Genomic DNA, 16,339 nt, shown 5'->3' with positions numbered 1-16,339 from the left:
CGGGAGAATCTTGTGGGGGCGTGGGAGTCTGCGTGGGGTGAGCTCGCTTCCGCTCAGGCGAACAGCCCCAGCGCGTTGATCGCCGTCTGCAGCACCCCGTAGGCCAGGGGGATCGCAACGACGGCCCAGGGCAGCCACAGAGGCACCCGCGGGGCGCCGGCCGGTTCGACCTGCGGTGTCGCTGAGTCGTGGGCCGTCGTCGTCGGGTCCCCGGAAGACGTGCTGACGTGGTGCTTCTCGTCGACGGCACGGACCAGGACGTTCGCGATCAGCCCGATCACCAGCAGTCCCACCATGGTGAGCAGGGCGGGCCGGTAGTCCGCGGCGGTGAGGCTCCCGGGCTCACCTCGGGCGTCCAGGAAGCCGTTGATGATCAGCGGGCCCATCACGCCGGCGCAGGACCAGGCGGTGAGCAGCCGCCCGTGGATGGCCCCGACCTCCAGGGTGCCGAACAAGTCGCGCAGATACGCGGGGATCGTGGCGAAGCCGCCGCCGTAGAAGCTGAGGATGATGCCGGCCAGCAGGATGAACAGGATCACCGAGCCCGATCCCTGGAGTGCCAGCAGGGTGTAGAGCACCACGCCGCCGCCCAGGTAGAGCATGTAGATGTTCTTCCGGCCCACGAGGTCGGAGGTGGAGGACCACACGAAGCGGCCGGCCATGTTCGTCAGGCTGAGGAAGCCGACGAATCCGGCGGCCGCCGCACCGGCGATCACCGTGGTCCCGTTCGAGCGGAAGAAGTCCTGGATCATGGGGGCTGCCTGCTCCAGGATGCCGATGCCGGCGGTGACGTTGCAGAACAGGATGATCCACAGCAGCCAGAACTGCGGAGTCCGCAGTGCCCGGTTCGCTGTGACGTGCCCGCTGGTGACCAGGGCCTTCTTCTTCTCCTGGGAGGGGTCGTAGCCCTCGGGCGTCCAGCCGGGGGCGGGGACGCGCACCAGCCAGGCGCCGAACAGCATCACCGCCAGGTAGACGGCGCCGAGGGTCAGGAACAGCCCTGCGACGGCGGTCCCTGAATACACGCCGGTGGCGGGGTCATAGGCGGGGTCGTAGAGGCTCAGCAAGGAGGAGGACACGGGGCTGGCGATCATCGCTCCGCCGCCGAAGCCCATGATCGCCATCCCGGTGGCCAGTCCCGGGCGGTCCGGGAACCACTTCATCAGGGTGGAGACCGGAGAGATGTAGCCGATGCCCAGCCCGATGCCGCCGATCACCCCGTAGCCGAGATAGACCAGCCACAGCTGCGAGGTGAGGATCCCGGCCGCTCCGACGAAGAACCCGGTGGCCCAGCACACTGCCGAGGCGATCATGGCCCGCCGGGGCCCGTTGCGGTCCACCCAGGTGCCGAAGATCGCCGCGGAGAGGCCCAGCATGACGATCGCCAGCGAGAAGATCACCCCGACGGCGGTCAGGCTGGTCTCGAAATGCGCCACCAACGAGGTCTTGTACACGCTGGTGGCATAGGCCTGGCCGATGCACAGATGGATGGACAGCGCCGCCGGTGGGATGAGCCACCGGTTGAACCCTGGGCCGGCGGTGATCCGCTGCAGGGGCGCGGACCGCTCAGCGACGGCGACGGACATGGGACCTCCCGGGACGTGTGCTGCAGATCATGAAACCTGAGCGCTGGTACGCCCCGATCCGTTGAATCTGTCAACGGGTATGACCCGGAGATGGCCCTGACAGTCGGTTCAGCCCCGGACGATCCCCAGGACCTCGTCACGCACGGCCTCCATGACCTCGGCGCTGTGTGCCTCCCCGTTGTAGCGCAGGAACGGCTCCGTGTTGGACGGGCGCAGGTTGAACCACCAGGTGCCGTCCTCGGCGCGGACCGTCAGGCCGTCCATGTGGGAGACGACGGCGTCTCGGTCGGCGAATGCCGCCAGCACCCGCTCGGCGGCGGCCTGCTTGTCCTCGACCTCGGAGTTGATCTCGCCGGAGGCCGCATAGGGGTTGTACTCGGCCGCCAGCTCGGACAGCGGAAGCTCCTGCTGCCCCAGGGCGGCCAGCACGTGCATGGCCGCGAGCATGCCGGTGTCTGCGTTGAAGAAGTCCCGGAAGTAGTAGTGGGCCGAGTGTTCCCCGCCGAACACGGCCTGCTCCTCGGCCATGACTGCCTTGATGAAGGAGTGTCCCACGCGGGTCTCGACCGCTCGGCCGCCTTCGGACTCCACCAGCTCCGGCACCGCCCGGGAGGTGATGAGGTTGTGGATGATCACCGGGGTCTGCTCACCTTCGGTGCGGGCCCGGGCGATCTCCCGGCGCGCCACCAGTGCCGTCACGGCCGAGGGGGAGACCGGCTCGCCGCGCTCGTCGATGACGAAGCACCGGTCGGCGTCGCCGTCGAAGGCCAGTCCGATGTCCGCCCCGTGCTCCCGCACCGCGGCTTGCAGATCCCGCAGGTTCTCCGACTCCAGCGGGTTCGCCGGATGGTTCGGGAAGGTCCCGTCGAGCTCGAAGTACAGCGGCACGATCTCCAAGGGCAGCGTCGGCAGGATCTGGTCGCCCAGCACGGCGGGCGTGGTCAGCCCGGCCATGCCGTTGGCGGCGTCCACCACCACCTTCAGGGGTCGGACCCCCGAGAGGTCCACCAGGGAGCGCAGATACACCGCATAGCCGGTCAGCTGGTCGGCCGACTCCACGGAGCCGATCCGCCCGGCGGTCGGGATCGTCACCCCCGCGCAGCCGGCGGCGTCCAGGTACGCCTGGGCGGCGTCACGGATCTCCAGCAGCCCGGTGTCCGCGGACAGCGGCACCGCACCGGCGCGGGACATCTTCATCCCGTTGTAGGCCGCCGGGTTGTGGGAGGCGGTGAACACCACCCCCGGGGCCTGCAGGGTGCCGGAGGCGAAGTACAGCATGTCCGTGGAGATCAGGCCCAGCTGCACGACGTCGGCGCCACGGGTCCGGGCGCCTTCGGTGAAGGCGGCGGCGAAGGCCTCGGAGGAGGGGCGCATGTCCCCTCCCACCAGCACCTGGCGGCCGGCGAGGCCCAGCACGTCCACGAACGCGGCGCCCACCGCCCGCACGGAGTCTTCGGTGATGGTCTCGCCGACGAGACCGCGGACGTCATAGGCCTTGAAGGAGGCGGAAAGATCGATGCTCACCAGATCATCGTAAGCCAGTGCCGTCACAGATCGGCTCCTCCCACCGGGGTCAGGTCGCCCGGCGTACAGTGAGATGAGTGACAGCCGACGACGCCCGTGCCCCCGGCCCGGACCGTTCCGGTGCGGAGCCCGGGACACCCGCCTACCGCCGCCTGCTGGCCGCCCTGTTCGTCATCGGCGTCGCGACCTTCGCCCAGCTGTACTCCCCGCAGGGACTGCTGCCCGTCATCGCCGCCGATCAGGGCGTCTCCGCCGACCAGGCCGCCCTGATGATCTCCACCGCCACGCTCGGCCTCGCTCTGGGCGTGATCCCCTGGTCCTACATCGGGGACGCGAAGGGGAGGAAGCCCGCCATGGGCTGGGCCGTCGGACTGGCCTGTCTGTTCGCGCTCGCCGCCGTCGTCGTGCCCGAGTTCTGGATGGCGCTGGGTGTGCGCTTCCTGGAAGGGCTCATGCTGGGCGGAGTCCCGGCGCTGGCGGTGGCCTATCTCAGCGAGGAGGTCCACCCGCGGGCCGCGGCGGTGGCCGCGGGCACCTACATCTCCGGCACCACAGTGGGCGGACTCACCGGGCGGCTGGTGGCGGCTCCGGTGGGGGAGCAGCTGGGATGGCGCCTCGGCATGCTGGCCGTCACGGCGTTGGCGGTGGTGTGCGTGGTGGCGTTCCTGCGGCTGGCGCCTCCGGCGGTGCGCTTCACCCCGCGCCGGAGCCGCATCCAGGAGGCGCTGGCCGCGCTGACCGGCAACCTCCGCTCAGCGGCCCTGTGGGTCATCTACCTCCAAGGCTTCCTCACCATGGGCGGCTTCGTGGCGATGTACAACTACCTGGGCTTCCAACTGGCGGGGCCGCCGTTCCAGCTGCCGGTGTGGCTGGCCTCCTTCGTGTTCCTGGCCTACCTGGCCGGCACCTGGTCATCGCCGCGGGCCGGTCGGCTGGCGGCTCGGCGTTCGCGTCGGTCGGTGCTGCTGCTGGGCAACGCGGTGATCGCCTCCGGGGTGCTGCTGACGCTGGTGCCGAACCTGCCGGTGGTGATCCTCGGCATGGTGGTGCTGACCGCCGGGTTCTTCGGCGCCCACGCGGTGGCAGCCGGATGGGCCGGCGCGTCCGCCGTGGCGGGGCGGGCCCAGTCGGCGTCGCTGTACAACCTGGGTTACTACGCCGGGTCCTCGGTGTTCGGATTCCTGGGCGGCACCTTCCTCCACCTGGCCGGATGGCCGGGGACGGTGGGCATGGTGTTGGCGCTGGTCGCCGTGGCGACGACGGCGGCGGCCCTGGTGCTTCCGCGGGACTGAGCGCAGCCACGGCACCGGATGTGACCCCGCAGACACCGTCCAGGTGCCTGTCCTAGACTGGCCGTGTGGAGTTTCTCGCAGTTATCGCACTGGCCGTCCTGCTGTTCCTCGGGATCCGCCTGCTCCTTCAGCGCCAGGGGCAGCGCCTGAACAAGCGGATCAATGAGGCCGTCACCCCGGAGAACGCCCGGATGGCGGCGAAGGTGCTCACCGATGAGCAGCATCGCGAGGTCTATCAGGCCATCGCCGCCGACGACGGGCAACGGGCCCTGGCGCTGTTCAAGCACGCCACCGGGGCACCGGTGAAGGACTGCATCATCGCGGTGCAGGCCCTGCATCGTTACCCGCAGGCCTCCCCGTCGGAGCTGCGTCTCCAGGAGGAGCTGGACGGCGGGGCACCGGCCCCGGGCTCGGACACGGCCTCCTCGGCCGCCTCGCCTGCCGGATCTGCCGCCAGCGCAGACGACGGCGAGTACGTCGAGGACGTCATCGACGGGGTCCGCGACGAGGCCGGCCGGGAGGAGGGGCCCATCGCCGAGGCCGACCCGGAGACCGGAGAGATCCTGGGCGACAACAGCCAGGACGTGCCGGACATCCCCGGCGGCCGCCCCCGGATGACGGATCCGCACGGCTCAGCGGTCTCCGGAGGGTCCGCGGACTCGGCCGCGTCGGCCGCCTCCGCCGAGTCTGCCGGCGAGGATGAGGTGGACGCGAAGGCACGCCGCCTGATGGAGGAGTCCGGCTTCTCCCTGGACGAGGAGCTCACCATCCCGGAGGACTGGGCTCAGGAGGATCAGGAGCTGGCGGGGTTCCACCTGGAAGTCCAGCGCGGAGATGAGAAGATCACGCTGTCCCACGAGGACCTCGAGCCGTGGGTCCATGACCAGCTCTATGCTCTGCTGCGCGACGACCACGTGGACGAGGCCGCCACGCTGCTGGCGGACCACTCGCCGCTCACCCAGGAAGAGGCACATAAGTTCCTGGTGGTGTTCAAGGATCAGAGCTGACCTGCCGGAGCTGATCCGCCGGCGCTGACAGGTCTGGACCGGCGGCGAGCTCAGTCGCCGGAGAGCTGCTGCTCGAGCTCTCGCTGCAGGCGCTCCAGCTCCTCCTCGTCGATCTCGCCGCCCCACTGCTCCAGCAGCTGCCGGACGTCGTCGGCATCGGCGTCCTCGATCTGCTGTTCGATGTCGTCGAGCACATCCTGGGGCAGGAGGTCGGCGGGGCCGCCGCCGTCGTCCTCAGCGGGCTCCAGCGGGGCCTCCTCGTGCTGGTCGGCGTCCTCGACCAGGTTCTCCTGGAGCAGATCGAGCTCCTCGAAGACGGCGGTGATGAACATGCCGCTGATGATGTGCACCGCGAGGGAGATGGCGGTCCCCAGCGCACCGGTGATGAGCCCGGCGATGCCGAATCCGCGCCCGTTGCGGCGCATGATCGCGATGATGCCCAGGATGACCGCCAGGGGGCCGAGAAGCAGGCTGAGCAGCCCGATGAGCGGGATGACGCTCAGCAGCAGGGCGATGATGCCGAAGACCATGGAGGTGACGCCCAGGCCGGTGGGCGGAGTCGGGGCCGGGGCGTAGCCGCCCCAGGCGGGCTGGCCGGGGGTATGACCGCCCCAGGTGGGCTGACCGGCGGCATAGCCGTACCCGTATCCCGCGGGCTGCCCCGCACTGTCCCCAGGTCCGCCTCCCGAAGCGGAGGCGGAGTGGGCCTGAGGTGTCGGTGAGGGGTGCCGGGCCCAGTCGGTGTGCGGGTCATGGGGCGCCGGATAGCGGGGTTCCTGGCCGGGATCCTGGCCGGGGTGGCGGCTGTGGTCATGACCCACGGGTCCGGGAGGGGCGGCCTCGTAGGGGGAGGGGTCGTACGGCGCGTGGCTGTGCAGGGACGGATAGTGCGGCGACGGATAGTGCGGTTCGGAGCCGAACTCCTCGGGCTCACCCGAGCGGCGCGGATCATGCGGTGCGTCTGACATCGTCCCCTCCGTAGGTCCTGGGCCGGGGTGAGCGGCCTCTGGACACCAGTGTGCCAGCATCCAGCGGGGAAGCGCCTGGAGCAGTCAGCCTGATCGCCGGCGCTCGCGGGCGGGGCTGGATGGGCGCCGATTCGCGGCGAGCTATGAGCGGGATTACACTCCTTCCGGGTCTGTCGTCGCCGCCATCCCGGAGCCGTCAGTCCTGCCCGCCCGACCCCGGCGGACCGACTCGGGACGGACCGTCCCGGATGTGCGAAGGAGCATGCCTGTGTCGACACCCACCCACGCCGTGCCGCCGGAGAAGGCCGTCCCCGAGGCGTCGGACGTCCCGCGATGGAACCAGTTCGACACCAGCTGGACGATCGCCCTCTTCGGCACCGCAGTGGGGGCCGGTGTCCTGTTCCTGCCTATCAATGCGGGCCTGGGCGGCCTGTGGCCCCTGCTGGTGGCCACGCTGCTGATCGGGCCGATGACGTACTTCTCCCACCGAGCGCTCTCCCGGATCATCTGCACCTCCCCGCGGCCGGACCAGGACATCACCGGTGTGGTCCGGGACTACTTCGGTGAGAACGCCGGCCGGGTGATGACGGTGCTGTACTTTCTGGCCATCTACCCCATCGTCCTCATCTACGGGGTCGGCATCACCAATACGGTGGAGAGCCTCATGGTCAACCAGCTGGGGCTGGACCCTTGGCCGCGCTGGCTGCTCGCCGGAGTGCTGGTGCTGGCGATGTCGGCGGTCATGGTGGCGGGGCGTCGGGTCATGCTGGTGGTCACCCAGGCGTTGGTGTACCCGCTGATCGCTGTGCTCTTCGCGGTGACGCTGATGCTGACCCCGTCCTGGTCCCTGGAGGGCTTCGGCGCCGCCCCGGCGCTGGGGGACTTCTCCCTGGCCGTGTGGATGATGATCCCGGTGCTGGTCTTCGCTTTCAACCACTCACCGGCGATCTCCCAGTTCTCCGTCTCACTGCGTCAGCGCTACGGAACGGGCTCGGTGCGCAAGGCGTCGTCTGTGCTGCGCGTCACCACCCTGCTGCTGGTGGTGTTCACGATGGGATTCGTCTGGTCCTGCGTGCTGGCCCTCGGGCCCGAGGGGCTGCAGGAGGCCCGCGATGCCAACCTGCCGGTGCTGGCGCACCTGGCCAATGTCATGGACATGCCGATCATCGCCTGGTTGGGCCCTGCGGTGTCCATCGCCGCCATCGGCTCGTCCTTCTTCGGGCACTGGCTGGGCGCCGCGGAAGGGGCCAAGGGGATCGTCCGCGGGATGGCCGACCGCACGGGTGACCGGATCGGCGACCGTCCGCTGACCATCGGGGTGAGCGTGTTCCTCATCCTCACCACGTGGTTGGCGGGCGTGCTGAATCCCAGCATCCTCTCCCTGATCGAATCTCTCGCCGGCCCGGTCATCGCCGCGGTCCTGTACCTGATGCCGATGTATGCGATCCACAGGGTGCCCGCCCTGGCCCGGTTCCGTGGCCGGGTCTCGAACGTGTTCGTCGTGGTGGCCGGCGTCGTCGCCGTCAGCGGGATCCTGCTGGGCCTGCTGCGCTGAGCGACCGCGGCGGTGAGCAGCCGGAAACCGGGTGAGGCGCCGGCGCCGACGGAGTTGACGCCCGAACGGGCCAAGCGCTGACTGAAGACATGTCCACTGTGACGCTGCTCAATGGAGCTCCTGCCAGCGGCAAATCGACGTTGGCCGGCCTGCTCGCCCGTGACCGGGCCATGACGTGATCGTTCCCCAGTTTCTTCACCGCGAGGAGTTCATCGACGAACTCGAAGACGTGGCTGCCCAGGCAGGTGCCCGATTCCTGGAGCTGTGCCTGGTGAGTTCGCGCGACCAGGCGGCGGCACAGTTCGACGCACGAGCCGGTTCCTCGCAGGCGAATCACCGTGCAGCCACGATGCTCCAGTCCGCGACAGACGCGCGGCCGGTTGAGGAGCTCTACGACGCGATGATCGCCATGACCGAGAACCGCCCCCAGACGCTTCGGGTGAACATCGTTCCGGGGGACGTGCACGAGTCCCTCATCCGGCCGCGGGACGCCACGGCACAGGGAGCACGCTGATGCGGCACCTTCACGCTGGTCGGCTCCGGAGCTCTTCTCGTGCTCGCACAGGACAGGCCCCTGACCAGAAATGCCTGGTCAGGGGCCTGCACATGAGCGGAGCGCGTGGGATTCGAACCCACGGTACGGGGTTGCCGCACACCGGTTTTCAAGACCGGCTCCTTCGGCCGCTCGGACAGCGCTCCCGGTCATCAGGGTCCTCGACACGCTGGCGCGCTCGGAGATTCCTCCGCGGACGCACCTGCCGATGTGAAAACCTAGGCTCAGACTATACGTGAGACCCCGCCCCGGCATCGAGTCGGACGGCGTGGGCCGACCTCGGCCGGTCAGCGCCGGAGCGGCCCACTCCCGCAGCGGTGGGGCCGCACGTCCAGGAGGACCACCGATGATCGACTTCACCGCGGCACACAACGCACGCACCTACTCCGGGCGGCGCGCCCACCCCAGCTGGTCTGCGCACGTCACCGGGCTCGTGGACCCGCGCGCCGCCGTCGTCGTGGACCTGGGCTGCGGGGGCGGCATCTACAGCCGAGCCTGGCGGGAGCTCGGTGCGGAACGCGTCATCGGCGTGGACTCCAGCGCCCCCATCCTGGCCAGTGCGACGGCGGAGCACGGTGCCGATCCGCAGATCACCTTCCACCGGGGTGACGCCACCGCCACCGGCCTTCCGGAGGCCTGCGCCGACGTCGTGTTCTCCCGGGCCCTGGTCCATCACCTCCCGGACCTGCGGGCCTTCGCCGAGGAAGCCCGGCGCCTGCTGCGGCCGGGCGGGACGCTCATCGTCCAGGACCGCACCGTCGAGGACGTCTCCCAGCCCGCCGACGTCGACCTCGCCGCCGCGGAGCTCGCTGCGCCGGACCTCACCGCCGCGCACCTCACTGCGGCCGCCCTCCCGGGCGATGCCCGGCACGTGCGAGGCTGGTTCTTCGAGGCCTTTCCCCGCCTGCTGCAGGTGGAGGCCGCCCGTCGGCCCGGTGCTCAGGAGCTGACCGAGGCGCTGGAGGAGGCCGGGGTCCACGTGGAGGTGAGCACGCTCTGGGAGGTCCGCGCCGAGCATCCGGACCGCGAGAGCCTGCTGGCCGACGTCGCCGCCCGCACCGGACGCAGCATCCTGCATGAACTGGATGACGCCGAGCTGGCCCGCTTGGTGGACGTCCTGCGGGCCCAGCTGCCGGAGGGCGGAGTCACCGAGGTCGACCGCTGGACGCTGTGGATGGCCCGCACTCCTGACGGGACGTCCAGTGGCCACAGGTGACGGCCTCCCGCCCGTCGGACCGGCGTGTCAGAGCGCAGATGCGGTCTTCCGAGGCCACTCGTTCCAGAGGAAGGGAGCACCATGAGAGCAGTCGAATACACCGACGCCGGCGGCCCGGAGGTCGTCGCGCTCACGGAAGTGTCGGATCCGGTCCCTGCCGCCGGGGAGGTTCTCATCGACGTCGCCGCGGCCGGACTCAACAGAGCTGACGTCATGCAGCGCCGCGGCGTCTACCCGCCCCCGGCAGGGGCTTCCCCGATCCCCGGGCTGGAGGTCTCGGGTCGCGTGGCGGCCGCCGGACTGGGCAGCCCCGCGGCCGTGCAGGAGCTCGTCGGCGTCGACGTCGTCGCCCTGCTGGCCGGCGGAGGCTACGCGGAGAAGGTGGTCGTCGATGCCCGGCACGTGCTCCCCGTGCCGGCGGGTGTGGACGTGGTGGACGCCGCCGGGCTCATCGAGGTGGCCGCCACCGTGCACTCCAACCTGCGCGGAGAGGCCCGGGTGCAGCCGGGGGAGACCGTCCTGGTGCACGGCGGCACCGGCGGCATCGGCAGCTTCGCGCTGCAGTATCTGCACGCCCTCGGGGCCAGGACCCTCACCACCGTGGGCAGTCCGGAGAAGGCGCGGCTGGCCCGCAGCCTGGGGGCCGATCACGTCATCGACTACCGCGAGGAGGACATCGGTGACCGGGTCTCCGAGATCACCGACGGCCGTGGCGCCGACGTGATCCTGGACGTCATCGGAGCCAAGTACCTGCAGACCAACCTGCGCAGCCTGGCGGTGGACGGACGGCTGGTGATCATCGGGCTGCAGGGCGGGCGGAAGGCCGAGGCTGACCTGGGACTCATGCTCGCCCGCCGACTGCGGATCATCGCCACCACGCTGCGCTCCCGGGACGCGGCGACCAAGGCCGGCATCGTCTCCGGAGTGGGGGAGGAGCTCTGGCCGCTGATCGAGCAGGGACGGATCCGCGTGCAGACCGACCGCGTCTTCGCCGCTGACGACGCAGCGGCTGCCCACGACTACTTCGACAGCGGTGCCCACAGCGGCAAGATCCTACTGAGGTTCTGACGGGCTCCTGTCCTCTCCCCACGGCCCTGTGCTGACGTGGGTAGACTGTCTGATCGACGACGTCCGTCGCAGGTCCGACCGTCCGGCGCCGCCGGCCCAGCACGCAGGTGGAGGGAAGCATGAAGCTCTTCGCAGGCCGCCGTCGTGCCCGCCGACTGGAGAAGGAGCTGGGCGACGGACTCTGGCGGCAGGCCCACGACCGGTTCGTCCGGGGCCTGGATCGCTATCACCAGGTGGTCGAGGGTGTGGACGACGACGTCGTGCACAATCACCTGGTCGCCATCGGGGACGAGCTGGCCGACCAGCTCCCCGCGGTGCGAGACCTCTGCCGCCACGCCCACCGGCTCTTCCCCGCTGAGGGGATGAACATCCCGGGCCGGGCCTCGGAGCTGCACTCATGCCTGTCCAAGGCCGCCAACCACGTAGCCACCACGGCCGAGGCCGCCGCGATGGTGCGCGTGGGCAGTGCGGAGGTGCTCTCCGTGCGCCGCCGCGCGGACCGGGTGCTGGCCAGCCTCCAGGACGCGGAGTCCGCTCTGGAGCGGGCGCACTGAGCGGCGCCCGCGACTGCGGGGTCTTCTGGTGATATCCCCGGCGCTGGCCTATAGTGGCCGGGCTGGAGCCCACGGGCACCGGCCCGCCCCCACATCAGGACCCAAGGAGCATGAGACCGCATGAGCACCCAGGATACCCGTGCTCTTGCCGAGGACATCCTCGACGGCGTGGGCGGCGCCGCGAACGTCACCTCCTCCGCGCACTGCGCCACCCGGGTCAGGGTGGTGCTGCGCGACGAATCCGCCGTCCGTGCTGAGACGCTGAGGGCGCTGCCCGGTGTCATCACCGTGATCCGAGCCCACGGGGAGCTTCACGTGGTCACCGGGGAAGGCGCTGAGCTCGTCCACCAGGAGCTGGAGCTGCTGACCCGCCGTCCCGCCGGACCCATGCCGGAGCTGGAGCTCTCCACCGCGGTGCTGTCGGTCCGCGGGCTGGGCAGCCGCATCATCACCATGCTCGCCGCGGTGTTCACCCCGGTGATCTGGCCGTTGGCCGCCGCAGGGCTGCTCAAGACCGTCGTCGTGGTGCTCGGCGAGCTCGGATGGCTGAACCCTGAGGCCGGGACGTTCACCGTGCTAAGCGCCGTCTCGGAGGGCATCTTCCTGTTCCTTCCTCTCTTCTTGGCGGTGACCGCGGCACGACGGTTCGGTGCCCAGCCGTTCACGGCCATGGCGGTGGCCGCCGCCTTGGTGTACCCCTCGATCCTGGACCTGGGGGAGGCCCAGTCACATACCGCCGTCCCCACGGGATCGTTGCTGGGGGTGCCGTTCCCGATCATGGTCTTCGCCGCCTCGGTGATCCCGATCCTGCTGGTGGTGTTCGTCCAGGCCTGGGTGGAGCGCACGCTGGACCGCATGCTGCCGGCCGCCGTGCGCAGCGTGGGAACCCCGTTGGTGACCCTGCTGCTGGTGGTCACCGGGGCGCTGGTGCTGCTGGGTCCCATGGTGGTGATCACTGGGGAGGCCTTGGTGGCGCTCGTGGTGGGCGTGCTGGAGTCCACCCCGTGGCTGGCCGGAGCAGTGCTCGGCGGCCTGTGGCATGTGCTGACCATCCTGGGGCTGCAGTGGGGCATGCTCGGGACCATCGCCGAGTCCGTGGGCACCGGCATCGTGGGAGTCCCGACGGCGGCGACGCTGCCCGCGGTCATCGCCGCCGCGGTGGTGGCCCAGGCCGGGGCCGCCGGTGCGGTGCTGCTGCGGACCCGTTCTGCCGCGCGTCGGAAGATCGCCGGGGCCTCCTCGGTAGCGGGGCTGGTGGGCGGGGTCTCCGAGCCGATGATCTACGGGGTCACCCTTCCGCTGAAGAAGCCGTTCCTGTTCGGCATGCTCGGCGGAGCGGTCGGCGGTGCGCTCACGGCGGCCTCCGGGGCGGCCGCCGTGAGCGCAGTCCCGCCCGCGCTGGCCGGTGTGCCCGCAATGACGGCCCACGGGTCGGGGGCGCTGCTGCTGGGCGGGCTGGCGCTGGCTCTGGCGGTCGGATTCGTGCCCACCCTGCTGCTGGTGGACCGGGAGGGACCCGACGAGGACCCCGACGCCGAACCCGACCCCGAACCGCCGACCACCACCTCGATGTCGCCGGTGGTGACGCCGACGCCCGCCGCGGCGGAGCAGCGGGGAGGGCGGGCCGACACGCCGTCGATGGTGGAGGTCATGGCCCCGTTGCCCGGGCGGCTGCTCCCACTGGACGCGATGGACGATGAGCTTTTCGCCGACGGGACCATGGGCCCCGGCGTGGCGATCCGCCCGGTCAGCGGCCACCTGGTGGCTCCGGTGGCAGGAGTGGTGATCGCCGCTCCGTCCGGCGGGTACGCTTACGGGATCCGGACGGACGACGGCGTCGACATCCTGGTCCACTGCGGAAGCCGCACCCCGACGTTGAAGGGCGAGGGCTTCACCCCGGCGGTGCGTCCCGGGGACCGGGTGGAGGTCAGCCAGCCGTTGGTGGATGTGGATCTGGAGCTCGTGCACGGGGTCGGCTTCGACGCGATCACCGCAGTGGTGGTGACCAACGCGCAGGACTTCGCCTCGGTGACGCCCGTCGCTGTCGACGAGGTCGAGCCCGGTGACCTGGTGATGACCGTGATCACCGGGGAGAAGGAGCAGAGCACGGACCAGGCCGACGAGGAGCGCGACGCCGGCGCTCAGGGCTGAGGCCGGTGCATCCTCAGTCGGTCCTCGCCACGGATCCTGAAGTAGTCGGCCGGCCCGCCGCCGCGCAGCAGCGGGTCCGCGGCCGCCGTCTGGTAGACCCCGTCGTCGAGCAGCGACTCGTCGAGGTGGACGCCGACGACCTCCCCGAAGACCATCCGTGCGGGGGTATCCTCTCCGCAGGCGTCCGTCAGGCGCAGGATCTGGGTGCGGCGGCACTCGAAGACCACGCGGGCCTGGCCCACATGCGGCACGCTCACCACCCGGGAGGGCGCGGCGGTGAGCCCGGCCAGCTCGAACTCGTCGATCTCGGTGTCGACGGCCGCCGAGGTGGCGTTCATCTGCTCGCCCAGCTCCGTGGTCACCAGGTTCCAGCAGAACTCGCCGGTGGCTTCGATGTTGGCGACGGTGTCCTTGTGCCCGATGCTGGAGAACGCGATGAGCGGCGGCGTGTAGTTGACCGCGTTGAAGAAGCTGTAGGGTGCCAGGTTCAGCCCTCCCTGCCCCGTGCTGGTGGACACCCAGCCGATCGGGCGCGGGGCGACGATGGCGTTGAACGGGTCGTGGGGCAGCCCGTGCCCGGCGGAGGGCTCGTAGAAGTATGAGGTGCGCACGTGCGTGAGCCTAGCAGCGGCCTCGGCCGCGGACTCAGGCGGAGGTGAGCAGGCCGGCCCGGCGACGGGCCAGGTCCACCAGGTCCACTCGGTCCAGCATGTCGATCTCCTCGGGAGCGAACCATGCGACGTCGTCGGTGGTGCCGTCCTGCTCCACGCGCAGGGAGCCGCCGGTGATGCGGGCGCGGTAGATGATCCGCAGCGCCTGCAGCGGGGTGCCGCCGTGCTCGGCCCGGCGCCGGTCGCCGGGGATGATGAGGCTGCCGACGTCGAGGAGCTCGCCGGGCTCGATCTCGTAGCCCGTCTCCTCCATGACCTCCCGCACCACGGTGTCGTGCGGGTGCTCCCCGGGGTCCATGCCTCCTCCGGGCAGGGTCCAGCCCGAGCCCAGGGTCTCGTCGCGCCAGTGGGGCAGCAGCATGCGGCCCTCGTCGTCGATGATCACGGCGTATGCGCCCACTCTCAGGTCCACGACCCCGCACTCTAGCATCGTGGACCGCGCGGAGCCGGTCCAGGTCGGAGCCTCACGACCGGTCGCTCGGGAGCGTCCACGCTCCATGGTCGTCAGTGGGTGGCGATAGTCTCGGCCGATGACGTCCTCCCGCCGACACACCGGCCGCCCCGCCAGCCGCCCAGCGGCCCGCTCCAGCTCCCGTCGCACCTCCTCCGGCGAGATCCCGAGACCGCACCCACCGCGACTGGACCTCGCGGCGCCGACGGGCCTGGTCGACGGTGACGCCTCCGAGCTGCTGTTCAGCCAGCATGCCGAAGGCCTGCGCCTCACCGGTGAGACGCTCCACGGGGAGGACCTCACCGGGGCCCGGATCGTGGACAGCGAGCTCATCGACATCGTGCTGCAGGAGGTGACGCTGACGGGTGCGACGGTGGCGGAGACCCGTCTGCAGCGGCTGGCGAGTCCTCATCTGGCTGCGCCTCGCTCCACCTGGCGCGCGGTGGAGGTCCTCGGCTCCCGGGTGGGAGTGGCGGAGCTCTATGAGTCCGGCCTGTCCGAGGTCCGGGTGGCCGAGTCCAAGATGGATCTGGTGAACCTGCGCGGCGCGTCCCTGACAGACGTCGAACTCAGCGGGTGCACGCTCACCGAGCTGGACCTGGGTGGGGCCAGCGTGCGTCGGCTGCGCGTGACGGACACCGGCATCGGCACCCTGGACCTCAGCGGAGCGTCTCTGGACCATGTGGACCTCCGGGGCGCCCGGCTGGAACGCATCATCGGGCTCACCGGACTGCGCGGGGCGACCATCAGTCCGGAGCAGCTCGTGGAGCTGGCCCCTGCGCTCGCCGAGCATCTGGGGCTGGATGTGCGGGTCTGACGGGCGTCGTCGCGCGTCCCGGATTCGGGGCCGGTCAGTCCTCCGCGGTGCGCCACCGGGCGAAACCGCCCTCGGTGTGCAGCACCTGCCCGGTGATCCATTCGGCCTCTGGGGTCATCAGCCACGCGATGAGGCGGGCCGGATCGTCGGGCTCTCCGAACCGGCCGCGGGGGAACATCGAAGCCACCTGGCCCCAGAGCTGAGGTGTCATGTAGCCGGTGTCCACCGGTCCGGGGTTGACGGTGTTCACGCGGATTCCTGTGGGGGAGACCTGTGCGGCGATCGTGGTGGTGATGCCGGCCAGGGCGGCTTTGGCCGCGCCGTAGGCGATCTCTCCGGTCAGCGGGCCCTGGCCCTGCCCGGAGGTCATGAAGACGATCGAGGCGTCCCTGCCGTCCCGGTGGTGGTGCAGGAATCGCTGGGCCAGCAGGATCGAGGCGCGAGCGTCCACGGCCCAGTGGCGGTCCAGCAGCTGCTCGGTCAGCTCACCGAGGCCGCCGTCCGAGCCGTTGAGCGCCTGGTTGCACACCAACCCGTCCAGGCCGCCGAAGGTCTCGACGGCGGCGTCGACCACGCGGTCTGGGGCGCCGGTCACCGTGAGGTCGGCTCCGAGATCCTCGACCCGCGCTCCCGGGATCGCATGGGAGGCCACGCTGGCCAGCACCGCCCCGAGATCGTCGGCGCCGTAGGGCTGGTCGGCGTCGTGGGGGCGGTGATGGTGGCAGAAGACTTCGGCGCCGTAGGCGGCGAGCCGGCAGGCGACGGCATGACCGATGCCGTCCCGGCGACTCACGCCGGTGACCAGCATCCGTCGACCCCGCAGGGGGGGAGAGGATCTCGGCGCAGGGGGCTGGGACTGTCGGTCATGCGCCCATCGTAGATGCGGTTCGTCGGGGAGCGGCATGAGTCGGCGAGTGGTGAGCTGG

The 16,339-nt window shown here is 70.6% G+C and carries 15 protein-coding genes and 1 tRNA gene; 9 read left to right on the top strand and 7 right to left on the bottom strand.

The window, feature by feature from the left end; all coding sequences use genetic code 11:
• Positions 1–53: 53 nt before the first annotated feature.
• Both ABD658_RS13025 and ABD658_RS13020 read right to left on the bottom strand, forming a co-directional pair.
• On the bottom strand, positions 54–1,586 hold the full coding sequence (locus tag ABD658_RS13025) for an OFA family MFS transporter (RefSeq protein WP_344681570.1): 1,533 nt from the start codon (positions 1,584–1,586) through the stop codon (positions 54–56).
• A 108-nt stretch (positions 1,587–1,694) separates the two neighbouring features.
• Positions 1,695–3,110: a phosphomannomutase/phosphoglucomutase gene (locus tag ABD658_RS13020; protein WP_344681568.1), complete on the bottom strand. Its 1,416-nt coding sequence runs from the start codon at positions 3,108–3,110 to the stop codon at positions 1,695–1,697.
• A 77-nt stretch (positions 3,111–3,187) separates the two neighbouring features.
• On the opposite strand from ABD658_RS13020, the gene ABD658_RS13015 reads away from it, so the two are divergent.
• Together ABD658_RS13015 and ABD658_RS13010 are read left to right on the top strand one after the other, a co-directional pair.
• Positions 3,188–4,402 carry an MFS transporter gene (locus ABD658_RS13015; RefSeq protein ID WP_344681566.1) on the top strand — a complete coding sequence of 405 codons (1,215 nt, stop codon included), beginning with the start codon at positions 3,188–3,190 and terminating at the stop codon, positions 4,400–4,402.
• 65 nt (positions 4,403–4,467) lie between these two features.
• Positions 4,468–5,409 carry a hypothetical protein gene (locus tag ABD658_RS13010; RefSeq protein WP_344681563.1) on the top strand — a complete coding sequence of 314 codons (942 nt, stop codon included), beginning with the start codon at positions 4,468–4,470 and terminating at the stop codon, positions 5,407–5,409.
• Positions 5,410–5,459: 50 nt separating this feature from the next.
• Here ABD658_RS13010 and ABD658_RS13005 read toward each other — a convergent pair whose 3' ends face one another.
• Positions 5,460–6,377 carry a DUF4190 domain-containing protein gene (locus ABD658_RS13005; RefSeq protein ID WP_344681561.1) on the bottom strand — a complete coding sequence of 306 codons (918 nt, stop codon included), beginning with the start codon at positions 6,375–6,377 and terminating at the stop codon, positions 5,460–5,462.
• Positions 6,378–6,639: 262 nt separating this feature from the next.
• Between ABD658_RS13005 and ABD658_RS13000 the strand changes: the two genes are divergently transcribed.
• The gene (locus ABD658_RS13000) at positions 6,640–7,932 is read left to right on the top strand and encodes an SLC5/6 family protein (RefSeq protein WP_344744737.1); all 1,293 of its coding nucleotides are present in this window, start codon (positions 6,640–6,642) and stop codon (positions 7,930–7,932) included.
• Positions 7,933–8,107: 175 nt separating this feature from the next.
• Positions 8,108–8,446 carry a hypothetical protein gene (locus tag ABD658_RS12995; RefSeq protein ID WP_344681557.1) on the top strand — a complete coding sequence of 113 codons (339 nt, stop codon included), beginning with the start codon at positions 8,108–8,110 and terminating at the stop codon, positions 8,444–8,446.
• Between the two features lie 97 nt (positions 8,447–8,543).
• Here ABD658_RS12995 and ABD658_RS12990 read toward each other — a convergent pair.
• Positions 8,544–8,631: transfer RNA gene (locus ABD658_RS12990), tRNA-Ser, on the bottom strand.
• A gap of 200 nt (positions 8,632–8,831) precedes the next feature.
• On the opposite strand from ABD658_RS12990, the gene ABD658_RS12985 reads away from it, so the two are divergent.
• The 4 genes from ABD658_RS12985 (at position 8,832) to ABD658_RS12970 (ending at position 13,474) form a co-directional block, all read left to right on the top strand.
• On the top strand, positions 8,832–9,701 hold the full coding sequence (locus ABD658_RS12985) for a class I SAM-dependent methyltransferase (RefSeq protein ID WP_344681555.1): 870 nt from the start codon (positions 8,832–8,834) through the stop codon (positions 9,699–9,701).
• Positions 9,702–9,782: 81 nt separating this feature from the next.
• Complete coding sequence (locus tag ABD658_RS12980; protein WP_070160322.1) at positions 9,783–10,769, top strand: NAD(P)H-quinone oxidoreductase; 987 nt, start codon at positions 9,783–9,785, stop codon at positions 10,767–10,769.
• A gap of 119 nt (positions 10,770–10,888) precedes the next feature.
• A complete protein-coding gene (locus ABD658_RS12975; protein WP_311025849.1) occupies positions 10,889–11,323 on the top strand; it encodes a hypothetical protein in 435 nt (144 codons plus the stop codon).
• A 120-nt stretch (positions 11,324–11,443) separates the two neighbouring features.
• Positions 11,444–13,474, top strand: coding sequence for a glucose PTS transporter subunit IIA (locus ABD658_RS12970; RefSeq protein ID WP_344744734.1), 2,031 nt, complete (start codon positions 11,444–11,446; stop codon positions 13,472–13,474).
• Here the strand turns inward: ABD658_RS12970 and ABD658_RS12965 are convergent.
• Together ABD658_RS12965 and ABD658_RS12960 are read right to left on the bottom strand one after the other, a co-directional pair.
• The gene (locus ABD658_RS12965) at positions 13,465–14,085 is read right to left on the bottom strand and encodes a flavin reductase family protein (protein WP_344681547.1); all 621 of its coding nucleotides are present in this window, start codon (positions 14,083–14,085) and stop codon (positions 13,465–13,467) included. The two genes, ABD658_RS12970 and ABD658_RS12965, sit on opposite strands and share 10 nt — an antisense overlap.
• A 34-nt stretch (positions 14,086–14,119) precedes the next feature.
• A complete protein-coding gene (locus tag ABD658_RS12960) occupies positions 14,120–14,557 on the bottom strand; it encodes an NUDIX hydrolase (protein ID WP_237089932.1) in 438 nt (145 codons plus the stop codon).
• Positions 14,558–14,675: 118 nt separating this feature from the next.
• Here ABD658_RS12960 and ABD658_RS12955 point away from each other — a divergent pair, with 118 nt between their 5' ends.
• Positions 14,676–15,413 carry a pentapeptide repeat-containing protein gene (locus ABD658_RS12955; protein ID WP_344681543.1) on the top strand — a complete coding sequence of 246 codons (738 nt, stop codon included), beginning with the start codon at positions 14,676–14,678 and terminating at the stop codon, positions 15,411–15,413.
• Positions 15,414–15,447: 34 nt separating this feature from the next.
• On the opposite strand, the gene ABD658_RS12950 is transcribed toward ABD658_RS12955, so the two are convergent.
• Positions 15,448–16,236 (bottom strand): SDR family oxidoreductase, encoded by a 789-nt coding sequence (locus tag ABD658_RS12950; protein WP_344744755.1) that lies wholly within the window; start codon positions 16,234–16,236, stop codon positions 15,448–15,450.
• Positions 16,237–16,339: the final 103 nt, after the last annotated feature.

It is taken from the genome of Nesterenkonia aethiopica, assembly GCF_039534665.1.
GTDB lineage: Bacteria > Actinomycetota > Actinomycetes > Actinomycetales > Micrococcaceae > Nesterenkonia > Nesterenkonia aethiopica.
The sequence above is the reverse complement of the archived record's forward strand: the minus strand, read 5'-3'. Positions and strand labels throughout refer to the sequence as shown.